Genomic DNA, 19,832 nt, shown 5'->3' on the forward strand with positions numbered 1-19,832 from the left:
AGCGAAGAGGCCCAGCAAGTCCGCCTTCGCCGGCCAGCCGGCGCCTACAGGCCGTCGATACGCTGCAGGCGCTGGCGTTCGTAACGCGGGTACAGGTGGCTGACGCTGCGGATCAGCTCATAGCGGGTCAGGCTGATGCCGGCAAAACGCTCGGGGATCGGGCGGCGGATCATCTCCGCCATGTCGTCGCCCTGGGCCGCGCCGTCGCGCATCAACCCGTCCAGCCAGCCCAGGTAGTCGCGCATCTGGGCAAAGGGCCGGGCATCCGTCGCCACCGGGCCATGGCCAGGCACGATCAGTTTCCACGGCAAGGCCTGCAAGGTGTCCAGGTCCTCGAGCCAGACCCCGAGCCCCGGGCTGTTGGGGGTGGTCAGCGCGCGCTCGTAGAACACCAGGTCACCGGCAAACAGCACCCCGGTGTTCTCGTCGAGAATTGCCAGATCAGCGCCGGTGTGCCCACTCAGGCCCAGCAAGCGCAAGCGATGCCCGCCCACCTCAAGCACCCCGGGCTCAAGCACCTGGGTCGGCAGCACCACCTCGGTGCCGCGCATCCAGTCGCCGACCATGCGGTACATGTTCTCGGCCATGGCCTCGCCCTGCTGGCGCAGCAGATCGCTGGTGCCGGCCAGGGCGCCGATGGGCACGTCGCCAAAGGCCTGGTTGCCCAACACATGGTCGGGGTGATGGTGGGTCAGCAGCAACTGGATCACCGGCTTGTCGGTGGTGGCGGCAATCGCCCGGCGCAAGGCTTCGCCGTAGCGTTTCGACGGCCCGCTGTCGATCACCACCACCCCGCTGTCGGTGACGATGAACCCGCTATTGACGATATTGCCGCCATTGGCCTTGGCGAAGTTGTCGGTGCTACCTTCCAGCAGCCAGGTGCCCGCGGCGATCTGCCGGGGCTTGAGTGAATAGTCCAGGTTGGCCCGGGCCGGCAGGCCCAGGCACAGCAGCAACAGCAGGATCCAACGCATGGCGCGCCTCGGCTCGGGTGGGTCAAAGGATGCGGTCAGGGCAGCCTGGCCTCGAACTGGTTGCCGCTGTTGTCGCGCAACAGCAAGCGGGTCTGCCCCGGCCCCTGGATATCGAACCCCAGGTTGGGGTTTTCGCTGACCGCCGGGAACAGTTCGAGGCTGGCCAGGCGCTGATCGTTCTGGTCGCGCAGTTCGGCGTGGTTGAGGAAAAACTCAGGGATGCCGCTGACCAGGCCGTTGTCCATCGGGTGGGACACTTGCAGGCGCAGGCGGCTGGCCTCCCCACGGGGATAACGCCCGCCCAGCACCTCGCCGATGTGCTCTTCCCAGCCGGGCTGGGTGCGCACCACGCTGGGGGCGGTACAGCCGCCGCCCGCGGCATCGATCAGGGTCGAACCCACGTGCCACAGGCCATCGCGGGTCAGCACCGCGGCGCGCAGCGGCGTGGCCTGCTCGATACGGATGCGGATCGACAGCCAGGGCAGCACCCGCTCCCCCGGCTCGAAATCGACGATGCGCGGCAAGGGGTTGAGCTCGGCCCAGGCGAGGATGCGCACCACATCGCCGGTGAAGGCCCGGGCGTCGATTTCCAGGGGCACCTGCCGCGCATCCTCGGCAAAGGGCGGCGCCAGCAGCTTGACCCGGTCATCGAAGACGAACGCCGCCTCCCCCAGCAATTGCTTGTGGTAGAAGGCCCACATCACCGAGGGCACCGGGTCCGGGCCCGGGGCCTGCGGATCGGCGGCCAGCACCGGGGTCGCCAAGGGCAGCCAGCACGCCAGCAGACAGGTCGCTCGCCAGTTCATCGCAGCTCCTATTGATACATCTGTGGGACCTCGTAACGCAGGCCATAACGGGCGTACAGCGCCTGCAGGCGACCGTCGCGGATCAACCCTTCCAGGGCCTCTTCCACGGCATAGGCCAGCTGGCGGTTGCTTTCATGCACCGCCATGCCGATCTCCCACACCTGCTTGCCCATGTTCGGGTAGGCGTTTTCCGCCAGGGCCAGTTGCGGGTCGCCGGCCTTATGCAACTGCCAGTCGATCTCGCCGCGCATGGCCATCACCGCGTCCACCTGCCCGGCCCGCAAGGCGCCGAACGCCTGTTGCACGCTGGGGTAATGGTGGGTCTTGGCACTGAGCATGCCGTTGAACACCGAGGTCAGGTAAAACGACGGCACACTGTCCACTTCGACGCCAATGGGGTGTTCCTGGAACACCGCGACACTGGCCACCGAATCCAGCCGGCGGCGGTCGAATGCCACCTGCCAGCGCTCCTCCTGATAGGGGCCGAACATCACCACGTGATCGTTGGCCAGCTCCCCCAGTTCGTTGCGCTTTTGCGCGTAGTCGTGGTCGTAGGGCACGCGCATCATCAGGTCGGCCAACTGCTGGTGGCGCAGCGGGCTGCCACGCCAGATGTAGTCGCGCAAATCGTCGTCGAGTTTCTCCCCCGGGGGCGCCCAGATCAGTTGCAGGCGCACCCCCAGGGCCTCGGCCAGGGCTTGCGCCAGCTCCACATCAACGCCTCGGGGCTGGCCCTGGTCCTCGAAACTGTAGGGGGCAAAATCCTGGTACACCGCCACCTTCAGTTCACCGGAGGCGATCATCGTGTCGTAGTTGCGCACCCCGGCCTGGGCCGTGGCGCAACACAGCAGCAGGCCAGCCAGGAACAGGGCGAAGCGGCCCATGGCGATCACTCCTCGACGCGCACGCTGTCCAGGTAGGTGCGCACCGCCCACAGGGCTTCCTGGCTCAGGTAGTCGGCCATCTTCGGCATGTACACCCGGCCATCGCGCACCGCGCCGTGGCGCACCCGCTCGACGAACCATTCGTCCCCGGCCTCACCGGCGTCGAGCATGCGCAGGTCTGGAGCGATACCGCCGGACTTGGCTTCCAGGCCATGGCAGGCGGCGCAGTTCTGGTTGTAGGCCGAAGCGCCGATTTCCACCGCCTTGTCGCGCTCGGGCGAGGTGCGGTACGGGTTGACCGCGGCCCAGCCGTCGCCATCGACGCTCACCCCGGCATCCTTGATCGGCGTCAGGCCCTTGGTTTCCACCGCCTGGGGCACCACGTTGCCATGGGCCCACACAGCACCGGTGGCCAAGGCACCGGTCAGCAGCCCTACCACGAGCAAGGCGTTGCGTTTTGTTGTCATTGTTATGCCCTCAAGATTGCACGCAAGACCTCGCTACAGAGGCCATGGCGCCATCTTAGAAACAGCCGGCGGGCGGCCGTATGCTGCTTTGGTGGCCGCGCCCTACTCCCTTGGTAGTAGGGCTTGTGGCGCGGGCCTAAATCAGGTGCCGCCCGGGAACTATTCCCGGCAAGGGCGGGACTTTTTCCGTATCTCAAAGCGCCTCGCGCGGCAGACCCTAGTCAGGCCAAAACCTCCACTGGGAACCGCAACCATGACAATAAGATCGCTACCCGCCCTCTCCCCCCTGAGCCTTGCCGTCCAGGCCCTGCTGCTGGCCGGCAGCCTGTCCCTGGGCGCGGCGGCCACAGCGGCCACCGCCCCGGCGGCACCTGCCGGCAAGAACGTGACCTGGGAAGACATCGCCAACGACCACCTGACCACCAAGGACGTGCTGCAGTACGGCATGGGCACCAACGCCCAGCGCTGGAGCCCGCTGGCCCAGGTCAACGACAAGAACGTGTTCAAGCTGACCCCGGCCTGGTCCTATTCCTTCGGCGACGAGAAGCAACGCGGCCAGGAATCCCAGGCCATCGTCAGCGACGGCGTGGTCTACGTCACCGGCTCCTACTCGCGGGTGTTCGCCCTGGACGCCAAGACCGGCAAGCGCCTGTGGACCTACAACCACCGCCTGCCGGACAACATTCGCCCGTGCTGCGACGTGGTCAACCGCGGCGCGGCGATCTACGGCGACAAGATCTACTTCGGCACCCTCGACGCCCGGGTCATCGCCCTGGACAAGAACACCGGCAAGGTGGTGTGGAACAAGAAGTTCGGCGACCACAGCGCCGGCTACACCATGACCGGCGCCCCGGTGCTGATCAAGGACAAGACCAGCGGCAAGGTGCTGCTGATCCACGGCAGCTCGGGCGATGAATTCGGCGTGGTCGGCCAGCTGTTCGCCCGCGACCCGGAGACCGGCGAAGAGGTGTGGATGCGGCCCTTCGTCGAAGGCCACATGGGCCGCCTGAACGGCAAGGACAGCACCCCCACCGGCGACGTCAAGGCGCCGTCCTGGCCCGACGACAAGACCACCGAAACCGGCAAGGTCGAAGCCTGGAGCCACGGCGGCGGCGCCCCTTGGCAGAGCGCCAGCTTCGATGCCGAAACCAACACCATCATCGTCGGCGCCGGCAACCCCGGGCCGTGGAACACCTGGGCGCGCACCGCCAAAGACGGCAACCCCCACGACTACGACAGCCTGTACACCTCGGGCCAGGTCGGCGTCGACCCGAGCACCGGCGAAGTGAAATGGTTCTACCAGCACACGCCGAACGACGCCTGGGACTTCTCCGGCAACAACGAACTGGTGCTGTTCGACTACAAGGGCAAGGACGGCAAGGTGGTCAAGGCCACCGGCCACGCCGACCGCAACGGCTTCTTCTACGTGGTGGACCGCAACAACGGCAAATTGCAGAACGCCTTCCCCTTCGTCGACAACATCACCTGGGCCAGCCACATCGACCTCAAGACCGGGCGCCCGGTGGAAAACGCAGGCCAGCGTCCGGCCAAGCCGCTGCCGGGTGAAACCAAGGGCAAGCCGGTGGAAGTCTCGCCGCCGTTCCTGGGTGGCAAGAACTGGAACCCCATGGCCTACAGCCAGGACACCGGGCTGTTCTACATCCCCGGCAACCAGTGGAAGGAGGAGTACTGGACCGAGGAAGTGAACTACAAGAAAGGCTCGGCCTACCTGGGGATGGGGTTCCGTATCAAGCGCATGTACGACGACCACGTCGGCACCCTGCGCGCCATGGACCCGACCACCGGCAAGCTGGTCTGGGAGCACAAGGAACACCTGCCGCTGTGGGCCGGGGTCCTGGCGACCAAGGGCAACCTGGTGTTCACCGGCACCGGCGACGGCTTCTTCAAGGCCTTCGACGCCAAGACCGGCAAGGAGCTGTGGAAATTCCAGACCGGCAGCGGCATCGTCTCGCCGCCCATCACCTGGGAACAGGATGGCGAGCAGTACATCGGCGTGACCGTGGGCTACGGCGGCGCGGTGCCGCTGTGGGGCGGCGACATGGCCGAACTGACCAAGCCGGTGGCCCAAGGCGGCTCGTTCTGGGTGTTCAAGATCCCGAGCTGGGATAACAAGACCGCCCAACGCTGATCATCCCCGCCTTGTCTGTGGCGAGGGAGCCCGCTTCCTCGCCACACCCGCCTTCACTCCAGCCTGGAGAACCGCACCATGAACTACCTGCCACTGGCCCTGCTGTTGGGCCTCTCCCCCGCCTTGGCAATGAATGTCGACGACGACGGCAACGATGTACCGCTGACCGTCAACGGCTGCCTGATCGCCGAATCCAGCCAATGCCCCGGCGCCAACCTGCGTGGCGCCAACCTCGCCAACCAGGACCTGCGCAAGATGAACCTGGCCGGCGCCGACCTCTCCGGCGCCGACCTGCGCCACGCCCAACTGGACCTGGCCAACCTGGAAAAGGCCCGCCTGCAAGGCGCCAACCTGACCCGCGCCAGCCTGCAACAGAGCAACCTGCGGCTGGCGGACTTCACCGACGCCAAGCTGATGGCGATCCAGGGCTGGGGCCTGTTTGCCCAGGGCGCGCAATTCGAAAAAGCCGACCTCAGCGCGGCCTACCTGCAATTTGCCCGCCTGTCCGGGGCCAAGCTGCACCAGGCCAACCTGCGGGCGGCGGACCTGGAGATGGCCTGGTTGAGCAAGGCGGATCTGCAAGGGGCCGATCTGAGTGATGCCAATCTGCAGGAGGCGAAGTTTGGCGAGAGCAATCTGGAACGGGCCGATTTGCGCGGGGCGCGGCAGCACTATGGGAATTTTCAGGATGCCAATATGGAGGGGTGCCAGGGGTGTCCGGGGACGTGGGATAAGTAAGGGGACGGGGGGCATATCCGTTGCTGCGGGTGTAGCTACTTTGGGTTTCGCTCTTACAGCGGTGGGCTGTGTACATATCCGTTGCTGCGGTCACGGCCGCTGGCGGTTTCGCTCTTACAGCGACTCACTTTTGAAAATCCGGAATGCCGGCCCAGACAAAAGGTGAGCAAAACGCTTCTGCCCCTCCACTCGGTGCCTCGCCTAGGCTCGGCATGCCCTCACTCCGGCATTGTTCCGTGGGCCGCCGCCACCGGCCATCCATGGCCGGGTGGCGGCTAACCCGGCATCCTGCCGGGTTACCCACGGCTCAATGCCTGCGTTCGGCCATCGTGTCTAAGGGGGCAGGAAGATCAAAAGCCAGATCAAGATCAAAATCTGACGGCGGCCTACCGGCCGGCCTTGTTTCATTTGTCCTTCACTGGGCGACGTTGCTCTTGGGAGGGCTGAAGGTCCTGCGGACCTTTTCGCAGCTTCGCAGGCTCAGCAGCGGCTACAGAACGCACATACTCTATAGCCGCTGCCGCAGGCTGCGAACGCTCTGGGCGGCACTCCGTCGCAGGAGACGCTAAACCTGCATCCCCAATGCTCCTGACCCACCGCGCTGCCTGGTTTCGCGAGCGCTGGCGCTCGTTCGCAGTCTTCGGCAGCGGCTACAAGGAGACGGCCTGCGCACCTTGGCTTTTGATCTTGATCTTCAGGCCCCTTCCCAGCAGGCCGAGCGTAGGCGTTGCGTAGGGGGCAGCTCGGCAGGGATGCCGAGCTAGCCGCCACCCGGCCATGGATGGCCGGTTGGCGGCGGCCCCGGGAGCAATGCCGAAGCGAGGGAACACCGAGCCTCAGCGAGGGGCCCATGGAGGGGCAAGCGTTTTTGCTTACTTTTTGCTGGGCCGGCACTCCGGCGTTTGAAAAAAGTGAGTCGCCGTAAGGGCGAAACCCTAAGTGGCCGTGACCGCAGCAACGGATATGCACCCCGCGGCACAGCACCCTAAAGACGAAACCACCAGCCACCACACCCGCAGCAACGGATATGTCCCCCCTCAAACTCACCACAAAAAAACCCAGACATCCCCCACCACTACCAAAAAAAACCTTCAGCCAACCACTCAGGAAAGTCCTGCATGCCATGCAAAACCCGCCATACATCGATGTGGTCATCGCGCTCAACGTAGAACACCAGATAGGGATAGCGCTTCAACGGCCAGCAAAGCCCCCCCCCGGCAGATCCAGCTCGTGGGCGTAGCGAGACATACCCGAGGCCGGATGGCGGCCGATATGAACATAGGCCTTTTCCAAAGCATCGATAAAACCGGGCGCAGCCTGCTCGGCCTGTTGGTCAAGCTAGTCGCTGATAGCGCCTCCCACGTCCTGGCTGGCAAGGGCACGTGGCATGACCGGCTTGGCTTTCATCCTCGCGCCTTGTGAACCCTGGCACGCAGGGATTCGAAATAGTCACCCTGCACAGCAGTGCCCGGCGCCGATTGAGCACCGGCCAACAACAGGCCACGCAGATGTTGCCGATCCTGATCCTTGCGAATCAGCTCACGCACATATTCACTGCTGGTGCTGTAGCCGCGCTGGCTGACTTGATCATCGACAAAGGACTTGAGAGCGTCCGGCAGGGAGATGTTCATGGTGCTCATGGCTTTGTCCGCTTTTGACAAAATTTGCCAAACCATACCCCCTCACCCCGCCACCCGCACCACCCCCATATCAATCCCCAAATGCACCAACTCCGCATGGGAGCTGACCTGCAGCTTGCTCTTGAGCAAGGTCAGGTGGTTGGACACAGTCTTGGCGCTGATGCACAGCTGCTCGGCAATCACCCGCGCCGGGGTGCCCTTGGCCAGCATCACGAAGATCTCCAGCTCGCGCTGGGTCATGCTCTGCAAGCGCGGGTCGCTGCTGTTCTGCGCCGGGGTGCAGGCCAGTTGCGTGGCCAGGGGCTGTTCGATGTAGGCGTGCCCGGCCAGTACTCGGTGCACCGCTTCGATCAGCACCTGGGGCGCGGAGTTCTTGGTCAGGTAGCCCGAGGCGCCGGCCTCCAGGGCCTGGCGCACCAGGGGCAGTTCGTCGTGCATGCTGAAGAACAGCACCCGCAGTTGCGGCAGGCGCTGGCGCAGGCGGCGGGTGGTCTCCAGGCCGCTGATGCCCGGCAGGCCGAAATCCATGATCACCAGGTTCGGCACTTCTTCGGCGACCCGGGCCAGGGCCTCTTCGCCGCTGGCCGCTTCACGCACCTGCATCGCCGGCAATACCGCGCGCAGCAAGCTGGCGTAACCCTGGCGGACCACGGCGTGGTCATCCACCAACAAGATGTTCATCAGGCCTCCATGGGCATGTTCAGGGGCATGTTCAAGGCCAGGGCCCAACCGGCGCCGGGACGGCTGAGGATGTGCAGTTCGCCGCCCAGGCTGCGGGCCCGTTCGGCCATCGAGTGCAGGCCGACGCCGGGGCGCTGGGGCTGGCGCGCGCCGCGACCGTTGTCGCGCACCAGCAGGCGCAGGCCCCGGGCGCTGCGTTGCAGGCGCACCCGTACCTGGCTGGCGCCGGCGTGCCGGGCGACATTGGTCAGCGCTTCTTGCAGCAGGCGGTAGAGGTGGGTCTTGCTGGCGCTGGGCAACGCTGGCAGGTCGGCGCCGACCCGCAATTGGCAGTCGATGCCCTGGCTGTCCTGCCATTGGCTCACCAGCAGGCCGAAGGCTTCGGCCAGCGGCAGGTGCTGCAGCACCACCGGGTACAGGTCCTGCACCAGGGCGCGAAAGCCTTGCTGCAAGCGCTCGCAGTTGAGCTCCAGGGCCTGGGCCGTGTGCTCCACTACCGTCGGCTGGTCGGCCACCATGCGCAGCAGGCAGACCTGGGCGCGGATGCCCGCCAGGTATTGCCCGAGGTCGTCGTGCAGGGTCTGCGCCAGGTAGGTGCGCTCGCGCTCCTGCACCGCCAGCAGGGCCTGGGTCAGTTGAGTGTTGTCGGCGCGGGTCTGTTCCAGGGTCGCGGTCATGCGGTTGAAGTGTCCGGCCAGTTGTCGCGCTTCCGGCAGGCCGGCTTCGCGCAGGCGCACCGCCAGTTGCCCGCCGGACACTTGCTGTAAAGCCCGCAGCAAATCATCCAGCAAGCCCATGCCACAGCGCACCGCCCAGCGGATGGTCAGCAGGCTCAGGAGCAGGGCCAGGCCGCACAGGCTCAACAGCTGTTGCAGGGAATCCCAGACTTCGTCGATCTCATCCCGCGCGTCCACGGCGATCAGCACCCGGCGGCCGTCGCCCAGGTCCAGTTCGCGGGCGCTGTGGCGGCGCTCGCTGAACAACTGGCGGCCGAGCCAGGCGTCCAGCCCGGCCTCCTCCGGCATGCGTGCCGCCTCGTCAGGCGCCAGCCAGTGCACCCGCACATGGCGCAGGCTCTGGGTCAGGTGCGGTTGCAGGCCCGCCGGGTTGCGCGCGGCGCTGTCGCTGAGGTACTCCACCACCGCCTCGGCGGACTGCAACTCACGCTCGACATCGGCCACCGCCTGATGCAGCAGCAAGGCGGCGCAGGCCAGGGTCACCACGGCAAAGAACGCCGAGACCCACAGGTTGATCCGCCACAGCGCCGACATGCCTAGCGCCCCGGCACCAACGGCAGCGCTTGGGGCAGCACCGGGCGCGGGCCGTGCAGACGGTCGACGCCGATCAGGCTGAGGATCAGCAGCAAGGGCAACAGCAGCAATTTGAGGATGCGCATGACGGTGTTCTCCAGGGTCGAGGCCGCTGCAACCATGCTAAGACCGCCGCACCCGCGCCGGGCTACTACCTTGGTACTGCCCGGGCGCTACTTTCTGCATATTTCCCCGCCCCGGTACTCTTCCTATGCTGGCGCCACCTGCCGTGGAGTGCCTTATGCACCAGCCTGCCCCGCTTATCCCGACCTGCCTGCTGGCCCTGGCCTCGGTCCTGTTGCCCCTGGCCGCGAGCCAGGCCAGCGAGGACCCCTTGCAGGTGCGCATCGGCTACCTGGGCTATCGCCCCGACCCCGGCCCGCTGCTGTCCAACATCATTCCCGAGCCAGCCGACGCCGGGCTGCAGGGCGCGCAGCTGGCGATTGTCGACAGCAACAGCACCGGGCGCTTTCTCAAGCAGCAGTTCCAGCTCGACAGCGCCAGCGTCGACAGCCCCGGGGCACTGCTGCAAGCCGCCAAGGCCCAGCATGACCTGGGCCTGCGGCTGTTCGTGGTGAATGCCCCGGCGGCCAGCCTGCGCGAGTTGTCCGCCGCCCTGCCCGACAGCCTCTTGTTCAACGCCGGCAGCCCCGACGACCGCCTGCGCAGCAGCCAGTGCCTGGGCAACGTACTGCACAGCCTGCCCGGCCGGGCGATGCTGGCCGACGCCCTGGTGCAGTTCATGGTGCTGCGCAAATGGCAGCGGGCCTTGCTCGTCGTCGGCCAGACCGAGGATGACCGGGCCTACGCCGATGCCCTGCGCCGGGCCACCCAGCGCTTCGGCGTGAAGATCGTCGCGGAAAAACCCTGGACCTTCGACAACGACCAGCGCCGCAGCGCCCAGGCCGACATGCCGCTGTTCACCCAGACCGCCGAATACGACGTGGTGCTGGTGGCCGACGAGCGCGGCGACTTCGGCGAATACCTGCCCTACCAGACCTGGTACCCGCGCCCGGTGGCCGGCACCCAGGGCCTGACCCCCACCGGCTGGCACAAAAGCGTGGAAACCTTCGGCGCCGCGCAACTGCAAAAGCGCTTCGAAGCCCAGGCCGGACGCTGGATGAACGACCGCGACTTCGCCGCCTGGATGGCCGTGCGCAGCGTCGCCAGCGCGGTGAGCAAACTGCGCCAGGCCGACCCTCGGGCCCTGCAGGCACTGCTGCTCAGCGACCAGTTGCCCCTGGACGGGTTCAAGGGCCGCAAGCTCAGCTACCGGCCGTGGAACGGCGAACTGCGCCAGCCGATTCCCCTGGTGCAGCCCCGAGCCCTGGTCAGCACCTCGCCCCAGGACGGTTTCCTGCACCCCTTCAACGAAATGGACAGCCTGGGCTACGACCGCCCCGAAGTGACCTGCCGCTACCCCTGATCCCATAACCACAACAACAAGGAATCCGCCATGCGCCGCCCCCTTCTCTGCCGCTCCGCCCTGTGCGCGGCCCTGCTGCTCGCCGCCGGGCACGCCATGGCCGCCACGGCCTGGGTCTCCAACGAAAAGGACAACAGCCTGAGCCTGATCGACCTGCAGACCCTGGAAGTCACCGAGACCCTGCCGGTGGGTCAGCGCCCGCGCGGGTTGCTGCTGTCCCATGACAACAAGCTGCTGTACATCTGCGCCAGCGATTCGGACCGGGTCCAGGTGATGGACGTGGCCACCCGCAAGATCATCAAGGAACTGCCGTCCGGCAAGGACCCCGAGCAGTTCGCCCTGCACCCCAACAACCGCTGGCTGTACGTGTCCAACGAGGACGATGCGCTGGTCACGGTGATCGACACCGAGACCGCCAAGGTCCTCGGCCAGATCAACGTTGGGGTCGAGCCCGAAGGCATGGCGGTAAGCCCCGACGGCAAGTGGGCGGTGAACACCAGCGAAACCACCAACATGCTGCACTGGATCGACACCAGCACCCAGACCCTGGCCGACAGCACCCTGGTGGACCAGCGCCCGCGCTTCGTCGAGTTCAATCAGGACGGCTCAAGGCTCTGGGCCTCGGCGGAAATCGGCGGCACCGTGACCATCCTCGACGTGGCCACGCGCCAGGTGCTCAAGACCCTGAACTTCAAGATCAAGGGCGTGCACCCGGACAAGGTGCAGCCGGTGGGCATCAAGCTCAGCGCCGACGGCAAGTACGCCTTCGTCGCCCTGGGCCCGGCCAACCACGTGGCGGTGATCGACGCCAAGACCTACGAGATCCTCGACTACCTGCTGGTGGGGCGGCGGGTCTGGCAGCTGGCATTCACCCCGGATCAGAGCCAGTTGCTGGCCACCAACGGGGTCAGCGGCGATGTTTCGGTGATCGACGTGAACAGCCTCAAGGTGCTCAAGTCGGTGAAGGTCGGGCGCTATCCCTGGGGCGTGGTGGTGACCCCATGAACGCCCTGGAGGTCAGCCAGCTGAGCTTCGCCTACGGCCCGCGCCAGGCCCTCGATCAGGTCAGCCTGAGCCTGGCTCCCGGGCGCTTTGCCGCGCTCTTGGGCCCCAACGGCGCCGGCAAGTCGACCCTGATCGCCCTGCTCACAAGGCTCTACGACCTGCAGCAGGGCGACATCCGTGTCGGCGGCTGCTCGCTGCGCAACGCCGCCCGGGCCGCCCTGCGCCAGCTCGGCGTGGTGTTCCAGCAAAGCACCCTGGACCTGGACCTGAGCGTCGAGCAGAACCTGCACTACCACGCCGCGCTGCATGGCCTGTCGCGGCGCCAGGGGCAGGCGCGGATCGACGCCGAACTGGCGCGCCAGGGCTTGAGCGAACGGCGCCGGGACAGCGTGCGCGCCCTCAATGGCGGCCACCGCCGGCGGGTGGAGATCGCCCGCGCCCTGCTGCATGAACCGCGCCTGCTGCTGCTCGATGAAGCCAGCGCCGGCCTCGACCCCGCCAGCCGCCTGGCGCTCAACCGGCACATTCGCCAGCTGTGCCAGGAACAGCGCCTGAGCGTGCTCTGGACCACCCACCTGCTGGATGAGGTGCAGGCCGACGATCAATTGCTGATCCTGCATCAGGGGCGCCTGGTGGCCAGTGGCGTGGCCAGCACCATCAGCCAGGAACAGGGCGGCGACCTGGGCACAGCCTTCGCCCGCCTGACCCAGAATCCCCAGCCACGCCCGGCCCCGATAGGAGAACCGCTCGCATGAACGCCTACTGGCAATGCCTGCGCGGCATCGTGCTGCGCGAATGGCTGCGCTTCGTGCTGCAGCGCACGCGCTTTCTCAGCGCCCTGGTGCGCCCGCTACTGTGGCTGCTGGTGTTCGCCGCCGGCTTTCGCGCCGCCCTGGGCATCGCCATCATCGAGCCCTACAGCACCTACATTCCCTACGAGGTCTACATCGTCCCGGGGCTGGCCTGCATGATCCTGCTGTTCAACGGCATGCAGGGCTCGCTGTCGATGGTCTACGACCGGGAAATGGGCAGCATGCGCGTGCTGCTCACCAGCCCCCTGCCCCGGGCCTTCCTGCTGGCCAGCAAGCTGCTGGCCACTTCGCTGATCTCGCTGCTGCAGGTCTATGCCTTCCTCACGGTGGCCTGGCTGTATGGCGTGCAACCGCCGGCCATGGGCCTGCTGGCCGCGCTGCCGGCGCTGCTGCTGGTGGCGCTGATGCTCAGCGCCCTGGGGCTACTGCTGTCCAACGCCATCCGCCAGTTGGAGAACTTTGCCGGGGTGATGAACTTCGTGATCTTCCCGCTGTTCTTTTTGTCCTCGGCGCTATACCCGCTGTGGAAGATGCTCGAAGCCAGCCCCTGGCTGTACTGGCTGTGCGCCCTCAACCCCTTCACCCACGCCGTGGAACTGGTGCGCTTCGCCCTGTACGAACGCCTCAACCTGCTGGCCCTGGCCGTGTGCCTGGGCCTGACCCTGGTGTTCTCCCTGCTGGCGGTGCTGACCTTCAACCCCCAGCACGCCGCCCTGCGCAAAAGCACCGCCTAGGTTTCCCCGGATAAAGAGCCTCTGTAGCCGCTGCCGAGCCTTGGGCGAGGCTGCGAAAAGGGCCGCAGGACCTTCCAGCGATCCGCAAACCGGCACATTGCAGCGAATCCCCCCGTGGGTTGCCCTGATGGATCGCGCTGGCAGGTTTGGCGTCTCCTGCGGAGCCGGTCGCAGCCTGCGGCAGCGGCTACACGAAGCCTTCTGCGCCCTGCAACTCCTGCAACTCCTGTAGCCGCTGCCGAGCCTTCGGCGAGGCTGCGACAAGGGCCGAAGGCCCTTCAGCGATCCGAAGCCCCACGCGTTCATCGCGACCAACACCATGGCGGTGAATCGAGCCACGCGGGTTGTTCTGATAGACCGCATTGCCAGGTTTGGCGTCTCCTGCGGAGCCGGGCGCAGCCTGCGGCAGCGGCTACAGACAAGCGCGAGAGCCTCGCCCAGCCAAAACCTACGACTTTGGTACTGCTTTTGCTGTCGATGGTCGCATTCACAAATGCCATCGCCCTGGCATGTAATGGGCGCATAACAAGAAGGACAAAACCCTTATGCCCCGTGCCCTGCAGACCCTGGCCCTGCTCTCGCTGAGCCTGACCCTGGGAATGGCCCAAGCCGAGACTCCGCTGTTTTCCGCCGACGGCTATCGCACCAGCCTCTACCGCAGCCCGACGCCCACCCAGGTAGAGGCCGCGCAGATCATCGACACCCAAGGCTTGCAGGCCCTGCTCCAGACGCAACCCAAACCCCTGCTGATCGACGTCTATCGCCGGCAATGGCTGCAAGGCCGCTTCATCGACAGCGAGCCCCACGCCAACCTGCCCGGCAGCCACTGGCTGGCCAACACCGGCGACGGCGAACTGAGCCCCGAGTGGCAGCAATACTTCAGCCGCTACCTGCAACAGCTCAGCGCTGGCAACCGGCAACAACCGCTGGTCTTTTATTGCCGCGCCGATTGCTGGCTGAGCTGGAACGCGGTAAAACGCGCCGCAGCCTTGGGCTATACCTCCCTCTACTGGTATCGCGACGGCCTGGACGCCTGGGAGGCCGCCGGGTTGCCCGTGGTGGCGGCCCAGCCGGAAGCCTTTCCCTGAAGCCGCCAGTGTCCCCCGCACAATCACAATAACGAGGTGAAAGGCCATGTATAAAATTCTGATAGCCGACGATCACCCACTGTTTCGCGAAGCCATCCACAACGTCATCAGCGACGGATTTCCCGGCAGCGAGGTGATGGAAACCGCCGACCTGGACAGCGCCCTGGCCCTGACCCAGGAACACGACGACCTCGACCTGATCCTGCTGGACCTGAACATGCCCGGCATGCACGGCCTCAACGGCCTGATCACCCTGCGCAACGAAGCGCCAACCATTCCGGTGGTGATCGTTTCCGCCGAGCAGGACAAGCAGATCGTGCTCCAGGCCATCACCTACGGCGCCGTCGGCTTCATCACCAAATCCTCGGCGCGCTCGCAGATGACCGAGGCCATCGAACAGATCCTCAACGGCAACGTGTACCTGCCGCCGGACATCATCCGCACCCAGAAAAGCCCGCCGGGGCGGCGCAGCAGCGAGACCCCGAGCTTCCCCCCGGAACTGCTCCAGGCCCTGACCCGCAAACAGCTGTTGGTGCTGGAACGCATGACCAAGGGCGAATCCAACAAGCAGATCGCCTACACCCTGGACATTGCCGAAACCACGGTGAAGGCCCACGTCTCGGCGATTTTGCGCAAGCTCAACGTGCACAACCGGGTGCAAGCGATCCTCAGTGCCGGGGACATCGATTTCGGTGCCTACCTGCGCCGCTAACCCTCTGTAGCCGCTGCCGAGCCTTCGGCGAGGCTGCGACAAGGGCCGAAGGCCCTTCAGCGTTCCGAAGACCGGCGCATTCATTGCGACCAACCCCAGGGCGCTGAATCGAGCCACGCGAGTTGTTCTGATAGACCGCGTTGCCAGGGTTGGCGTCTCCTGCGGAGCCGGGCGCAGCCTGCGGCAGCGGCTACACGAAGCCTTCTGCGCCCTGCAAATCCTGCAATTCCTGCAATTCCTGCAAACCCTGTAGCCGCTGCCGAGCCTTTGGCGAGGCTGCGACAAGGGCCGAAGGCCCTTCCAGCGATCCGAAGCCCCACGCGTTCATCGCAACCAACCCCAGGGCGCTGAATCGAACCATGCGGGTTGTTCTGCTAGACCGCGCTGGCAAGGTTGGCGTCTCCTGCGGAGCCGGGCGCAGCCTGCGGCAGCGGCTACACGAAGCCCTCTGCGCCCGCCCTGCAAATCCTGCAATTCCTGTAGCCGCTGCCGAGCCTTTGGCGAGGCTGCGACAAGGGCCGAAGGCCCTTCCAGTGACCCGAAGACCGGCGCATTCATTGCGACCAACCCCAGGGCGCTGAATCGAGCCACGCGGGTTGTTCTGATAGACCGCGCTGGCAGGGTTGGCGTCTCCTACGGAGCCGGACGCAGCCTGCGGCAGCGGCTACACGGGGGGCGTCAGCAGGTGGCTGATGGCGGTCTTGAGTTTCATCGGGCGCACGGGTTTGTGCATCAGGGTGTGGCCCAGTTCGCGCAGTTGCTGTTTGAGCTCGTTGCTGTAGTTGGCGGTGATCATCATCGCCGGGATCGCCAGGGCGCGACGGGCGTTGATTCGCGCCACGGCGTCGATGCCGTTCTGTTGCTGGTCCAGGTGGTAGTCGGCAATCAGCAGGTCGGCCTCGGCGCGGTAGTCGTCGACCTGGCGCGCCAGGTCTTCTTCGGACAAGGCGGTGATCACCTGGCAGCCCCAGCCTTCAAGCAAGGTGCGCATGCCGGCGCAGATCGCCGCGTCGTTATCCAGCACCCAGATCCGCGCCCCCTGCAAACGCTCCAGCAGGGCGTCGCCCAGCTCCGGGCGCGGCGCTGGCAAGGGCGCGCTGGCGCTGATCGGCACTTGCACGCTGAACACCGAACCGCGCCCCGGCCAGGAGCGCACGCCAATGCGGTGCCCGAGAATCCCGGCAATCTTCTCGACGATGGCCAGCCCCAGGCCCAGGCCGCGATCCTGGTCCGGGCGCTGTTCTTCGCCGCGCTTGAACTCCTGGAAGATTTCCTCCAGGCGTTCGGCGGCGATGCCCATGCCGCTGTCCCAGACTTGGATCGACAGCCAGCGCCCCTGGCGCCGACAGCCCAGCACCACCCGGCCCTGGCGGGTGTAGCGGATGGCGTTGCTCAACAGGTTGCGCAGAATCCGCGCCAGCAGCTGGATGTCGCTGCGCACCAGCGCCGAGCAGGCCACGAAGTGCAGTTCCAGGCCTTCGCTGCGGGCCACCTGGGCGTACTCGGCGGCGAGGTTTTCCAGCAGTTCGCTCAAGGCAAAGGGCGCGATATCGGCCTTGATCACCCCGGCATCGAGCTTGGAAATGTCCACCAGGGTACCCAGCAGGTTTTCCACGTCTTCCAGGGAGTTGCTGACATTGCGCACCAGGGCGCTGCTGGCCTGGGGATCGCGACGCTCCAGCAAGGCGCTGGTGAACAGCCGCGCGGCGTTCAGGGGTTGCAGCAGGTCATGGCTGACCGCGGCGAGGAACTTGGTCTTCGACAGGTTGGCCCGTTCGGCCTCGGCCTTGGCCTCGCGCAGCCGCGATTCAACCCGGCTGCGCTCTTCGATCTCGCGCAGCAGCTGCTGGTTGAGAGTGGTCAGCTCGGCGGTGCGTTCGCGCACCCGCAGCTCCAGGTTCTGGTAGGCCTGATGCAGCGCCTCGGCGGTGCGCCGGCGCTCGGTGATGTCGCGGATCAGCACGAAGATCCCCACCACCTCGCCATTGGCCAGGCGGTTGGGCACGTAGGAGCGCAGCATGTAGCGCTCCTGATTGTTGATGTTGGTCTCGGCGAATTCGAAGGTCACGCTCTCCCCGGCCAGGGCCCGTTCCACATAGCTTTCCAGGCGCTGGTAGTGCTGCTCGCTGTGCACCTCGCGCAGGCTCTGGCCGAGCATCACGCCGCGGGGCCAGCAGTACCACTCCTCGTAGACCTTGTTGGTGAACTCATACACCAGATCGGCATTAAGGTAGGCGATCAGCGCCGGCACATGGTCGGTGATCAGGCGAATCCAGCGTTCACTTTCGCTCAGGGCCTCGGCGTGCTGGTAGCGCTCGGTGATGTCGGTGAAGGTGTTGACGAAACCACCGGTGGGCAGCGGATGGGTGCGGATCTCCAGCACCCGACCATCGCTCAGGCGCTGCTCGCATTCGTGGATCGGCCGGCCGTTGGCGTCGCGGCTGTCGGGGCTCAGCAGGCGCAGTTCGCTGTCACCGATGACCTCGGCAAACAAGCGATGCGCGGCCACCGGGGCCAGCCCGCTGAGCTCCAGGAAGCGCCGGTTCCACAACTCCAGCACGCCCTCGGCGCTGACCATGGCCACGCCCTGGGACAGGTTGTCCACCGCCCGTTGCAGCAGGTGGGACTTTTGCGCCACCGCCTGTTCCCGGCGCAGGGTTTCGCTGTGCTTGACCTCGGTGATGTCGGTGAACAGGATCACCCGCCCGCCTTCCCGGGTCGGCCGCTCGCTGACCTGCAGCCAACGGCCGTTGTGCAGGCGATACAGCAACTGCTCGTCACCGCCACTGCGCGGTTCTTCGCTGAACAGCCCGGTGCTGGTCAGCAACCTGCGCACTTCCGAGAGGCGCATGCCGGCCATGATCCGCACCCGGCTGTGGCTCCAGAAGGCACGGAAGCGGCTGTTGAACAGGACGATGCGCTGCTCCTGGTCGAACAGCACGAAGGCGTCGGAAATGCTCTCGATGGCATCGATCAGGTGCTGGTGTGCCGTCTCGGCCCGCAGCCGCGCTTCGCTGAGCAAATGGTTGCCGGCCTTGAGCTCGGCCATGGCCTGGTTCAGGGCGTCGGTGCGTTCGCGCACCTGCTCGGCCAGCACCACCGAATGCTGGAACGCCGCATAAGGGTCATTGCCCCGGGTGATGCCGGATTCGACCCGCTCGATCAGCGCGCTGTTGATCCGCCGCAGCTTGCGGTTCTCGCGCTGCAGGCAATCGAGCTGCGCTTGCAGCTCAGCGGCGGGCCGGAGTTCGACTGCGGGCAATGGCGACCCCGGTGAAGGTCTGGTTGATGTGCATGCCATTGAACTGTTCTCCGTAGGTGTTGAAACCCATCACCCGCTGTTCCCGCAAAAAGGCCCCGATCTGCTCCAGGCTGCCCTGCCCCTCCAGCTCCAGGCGGCGCAAAAAACAGTCGCAGCCAATGGTCAGCAGCAACCCGCCGAGGCGTTGCTGCAAGCCGTCGAACAGCTGTTGCAGGTTGGGCAGCACGGGGCCGGGGGTCATGGCGGTGAGGACGATGCCGTTTTCCACCGCGCAGTAGAAACTCAGGCTCAGGTCCGGGTGCACCTGCTGCACCGCGCGCACGTAGTAGTGCTGGTTGATGCGCACCGCCAGCGGGTGGGCGGCGAACACCCGGTGGTCGAGCTGCGCCAGGGGCACGCCGATCAGCCGCGCGTACTCCTCGGCGGCGGGCTCGGCGTTCAGTTCATAGACCCGGCGCAAGGTACTGTCGGCGCCGGTGACCACCAGTTTTTCTTCCCGGGGCTGGATGTGGTGGGTGGTGAACACCTCGAAATCCAGCCAGGTGTTGACCAGCACCACCACCGCCGCGCCGCTGTGGAACTCGCCGCCGTAATACACGTGGGTGTGGGTCAGGTAGTTGTCATCGCCGGCCGAACCGCCGAAATGCGGAATGTCCCCCAGGGCCGCGCTGAGGGCGGCCAGGACCATTTCCTCGCGGCTCGACAGGCCGTCCAGCAGGGTCAGGGCGAAGCTGTTGCCCTTGATCGGCGCCAGGGTGTTGCTGCGGCAGCGGCCCACCAGGCGTTCGACCATCTGCTGGGCGTCGATCAGGCTGAAGTGCTCCATCTGGTCGATCAGTTCGGCGGCGATGGAAAAGTGCCGGTGATCGAAGCCGATGGCGGTCACGCAATTGCGTCCGTAGCCCAGGGGGGTGATTTCCCCGGCGCTGGTGCAGCCCACCAGGGGGATGCCGCCAAAGCTCTGTTGCAGGGCCGGGCCGAGGGTTTGCAGGGGGTATTCGGCGGAACAGAAGAACAGCACGAAGCCCAGGTGCGGATGCAGCAACTGGCTGGCCAGGTCCTGGGCCACCTGCTGCGGATCGACGGCCTGGGACATGGCGCTGACCACGCCCTCGCTCTGGGCTTGCTGCATCGTCGCCTCCGG

Annotated in this window: 18 protein-coding genes and 1 pseudogene; 8 read left to right on the forward strand and 11 right to left on the reverse strand. The window is 66.1% G+C overall.

Annotated features, from left to right (window positions below):
* Nucleotides 1-44: 44 nt before the first annotated feature.
* From BLS75_RS17770 to pedF, 4 genes are read right to left on the reverse strand one after another with little or no spacing between them, the layout of a single operon-like run.
* On the reverse strand, nt 45-974 hold the full coding sequence (locus tag BLS75_RS17770; protein WP_072451441.1) for a quinoprotein relay system zinc metallohydrolase 1: 930 nt from the start codon (nt 972-974) through the stop codon (nt 45-47).
* 35 nt (nt 975-1,009) lie between these two features.
* Nucleotides 1,010-1,780, reverse strand: a complete 771-nt coding sequence (locus BLS75_RS17775; RefSeq protein ID WP_072451442.1) for a quinoprotein dehydrogenase-associated SoxYZ-like carrier — start codon at nt 1,778-1,780, stop codon at nt 1,010-1,012.
* Between the two features lie 8 nt (nt 1,781-1,788).
* Complete coding sequence (locus tag BLS75_RS17780) at nt 1,789-2,664, reverse strand: substrate-binding periplasmic protein (protein ID WP_072451443.1); 876 nt, start codon at nt 2,662-2,664, stop codon at nt 1,789-1,791.
* Nucleotides 2,665-2,669: 5 nt separating this feature from the next.
* On the reverse strand, nt 2,670-3,131 hold the full coding sequence (gene pedF / locus BLS75_RS17785) for a cytochrome c-550 PedF (protein ID WP_072451444.1): 462 nt from the start codon (nt 3,129-3,131) through the stop codon (nt 2,670-2,672).
* Between the two features lie 253 nt (nt 3,132-3,384).
* Here pedF and exaA point away from each other — a divergent pair, with 253 nt between their 5' ends.
* Together exaA and BLS75_RS17795 are read left to right on the forward strand one after the other, a co-directional pair.
* The gene (exaA, locus tag BLS75_RS17790) at nt 3,385-5,280 is read left to right on the forward strand and encodes a quinoprotein ethanol dehydrogenase (RefSeq protein WP_072451445.1); all 1,896 of its coding nucleotides are present in this window, start codon (nt 3,385-3,387) and stop codon (nt 5,278-5,280) included.
* Between the two features lie 78 nt (nt 5,281-5,358).
* Nucleotides 5,359-6,018: a pentapeptide repeat-containing protein gene (locus tag BLS75_RS17795; protein ID WP_072451446.1), complete on the forward strand. Its 660-nt coding sequence runs from the start codon at nt 5,359-5,361 to the stop codon at nt 6,016-6,018.
* Nucleotides 6,019-7,093: 1,075 nt separating this feature from the next.
* Here BLS75_RS17795 and BLS75_RS32150 read toward each other — a convergent pair.
* The 5 genes and pseudogenes from BLS75_RS32150 to BLS75_RS32410 all read right to left on the reverse strand — a co-directional run bounded on the left by BLS75_RS32150 (nt 7,094) and on the right by BLS75_RS32410 (nt 9,771).
* Nucleotides 7,094-7,320: pseudogene (locus BLS75_RS32150) on the reverse strand (type II toxin-antitoxin system RelE/ParE family toxin).
* Between the two features lie 101 nt (nt 7,321-7,421).
* The gene (locus tag BLS75_RS17805) at nt 7,422-7,658 is read right to left on the reverse strand and encodes a type II toxin-antitoxin system ParD family antitoxin (protein ID WP_011060512.1); all 237 of its coding nucleotides are present in this window, start codon (nt 7,656-7,658) and stop codon (nt 7,422-7,424) included.
* A gap of 42 nt (nt 7,659-7,700) precedes the next feature.
* Nucleotides 7,701-8,339 carry a response regulator gene (locus tag BLS75_RS17810; RefSeq protein ID WP_072451447.1) on the reverse strand — a complete coding sequence of 213 codons (639 nt, stop codon included), beginning with the start codon at nt 8,337-8,339 and terminating at the stop codon, nt 7,701-7,703.
* Nucleotides 8,339-9,610, reverse strand: coding sequence for a sensor histidine kinase (locus tag BLS75_RS17815; protein ID WP_072451448.1), 1,272 nt, complete (start codon nt 9,608-9,610; stop codon nt 8,339-8,341). The genes BLS75_RS17810 and BLS75_RS17815 overlap by 1 nt, the downstream gene beginning before the upstream one ends.
* A 2-nt stretch (nt 9,611-9,612) precedes the next feature.
* Nucleotides 9,613-9,771, reverse strand: coding sequence for a hypothetical protein (locus BLS75_RS32410; RefSeq protein WP_176876756.1), 159 nt, complete (start codon nt 9,769-9,771; stop codon nt 9,613-9,615).
* 119 nt (nt 9,772-9,890) lie between these two features.
* Between BLS75_RS32410 and BLS75_RS17820 the strand changes: the two genes are divergently transcribed.
* From BLS75_RS17820 to BLS75_RS17845, 6 genes are all read left to right on the forward strand, one after another.
* Nucleotides 9,891-11,075, forward strand: a complete 1,185-nt coding sequence (locus BLS75_RS17820) for an ABC transporter substrate-binding protein (protein ID WP_072451449.1) — start codon at nt 9,891-9,893, stop codon at nt 11,073-11,075.
* 30 nt (nt 11,076-11,105) lie between these two features.
* Entirely contained in the window at nt 11,106-12,080 is a 975-nt protein-coding gene (locus tag BLS75_RS17825; protein WP_072451450.1) for a YVTN family beta-propeller repeat protein, read from the forward strand.
* On the forward strand, nt 12,077-12,835 hold the full coding sequence (locus BLS75_RS17830) for an ABC transporter ATP-binding protein (RefSeq protein WP_072451451.1): 759 nt from the start codon (nt 12,077-12,079) through the stop codon (nt 12,833-12,835). Before BLS75_RS17825 ends, BLS75_RS17830 begins: the two co-directional genes overlap by 4 nt.
* Nucleotides 12,832-13,626, forward strand: a complete 795-nt coding sequence (locus BLS75_RS17835) for an ABC transporter permease (RefSeq protein ID WP_072451452.1) — start codon at nt 12,832-12,834, stop codon at nt 13,624-13,626. The genes BLS75_RS17830 and BLS75_RS17835 overlap by 4 nt, the downstream gene beginning before the upstream one ends.
* A gap of 545 nt (nt 13,627-14,171) precedes the next feature.
* A complete protein-coding gene (locus tag BLS75_RS17840; protein ID WP_072451453.1) occupies nt 14,172-14,714 on the forward strand; it encodes a PQQ-dependent catabolism-associated CXXCW motif protein in 543 nt (180 codons plus the stop codon).
* Nucleotides 14,715-14,760: 46 nt separating this feature from the next.
* Entirely contained in the window at nt 14,761-15,426 is a 666-nt protein-coding gene (locus tag BLS75_RS17845) for a response regulator transcription factor (protein WP_072451454.1), read from the forward strand.
* 664 nt (nt 15,427-16,090) lie between these two features.
* Here the strand turns inward: BLS75_RS17845 and nahK are convergent.
* Together nahK and nosP are read right to left on the reverse strand one after the other, a co-directional pair.
* Entirely contained in the window at nt 16,091-18,727 is a 2,637-nt protein-coding gene (gene nahK / locus BLS75_RS17850) for a hybrid sensor histidine kinase/response regulator NahK/ErcS' (protein WP_072451455.1), read from the reverse strand.
* Nucleotides 18,657-19,820, reverse strand: coding sequence for a nitric oxide-sensing protein NosP (nosP, locus tag BLS75_RS17855; protein WP_072451456.1), 1,164 nt, complete (start codon nt 19,818-19,820; stop codon nt 18,657-18,659). Before nosP ends, nahK begins: the two co-directional genes overlap by 71 nt.
* Between the last annotated feature and the right edge of the window lie 12 nt (nt 19,821-19,832).

Origin of the sequence: Pseudomonas sp. NFPP12 (assembly GCF_900103205.1) — a bacterium.
GTDB classification, from domain to species: Bacteria; Pseudomonadota; Gammaproteobacteria; order Pseudomonadales; family Pseudomonadaceae; genus Aquipseudomonas; species Aquipseudomonas protegens.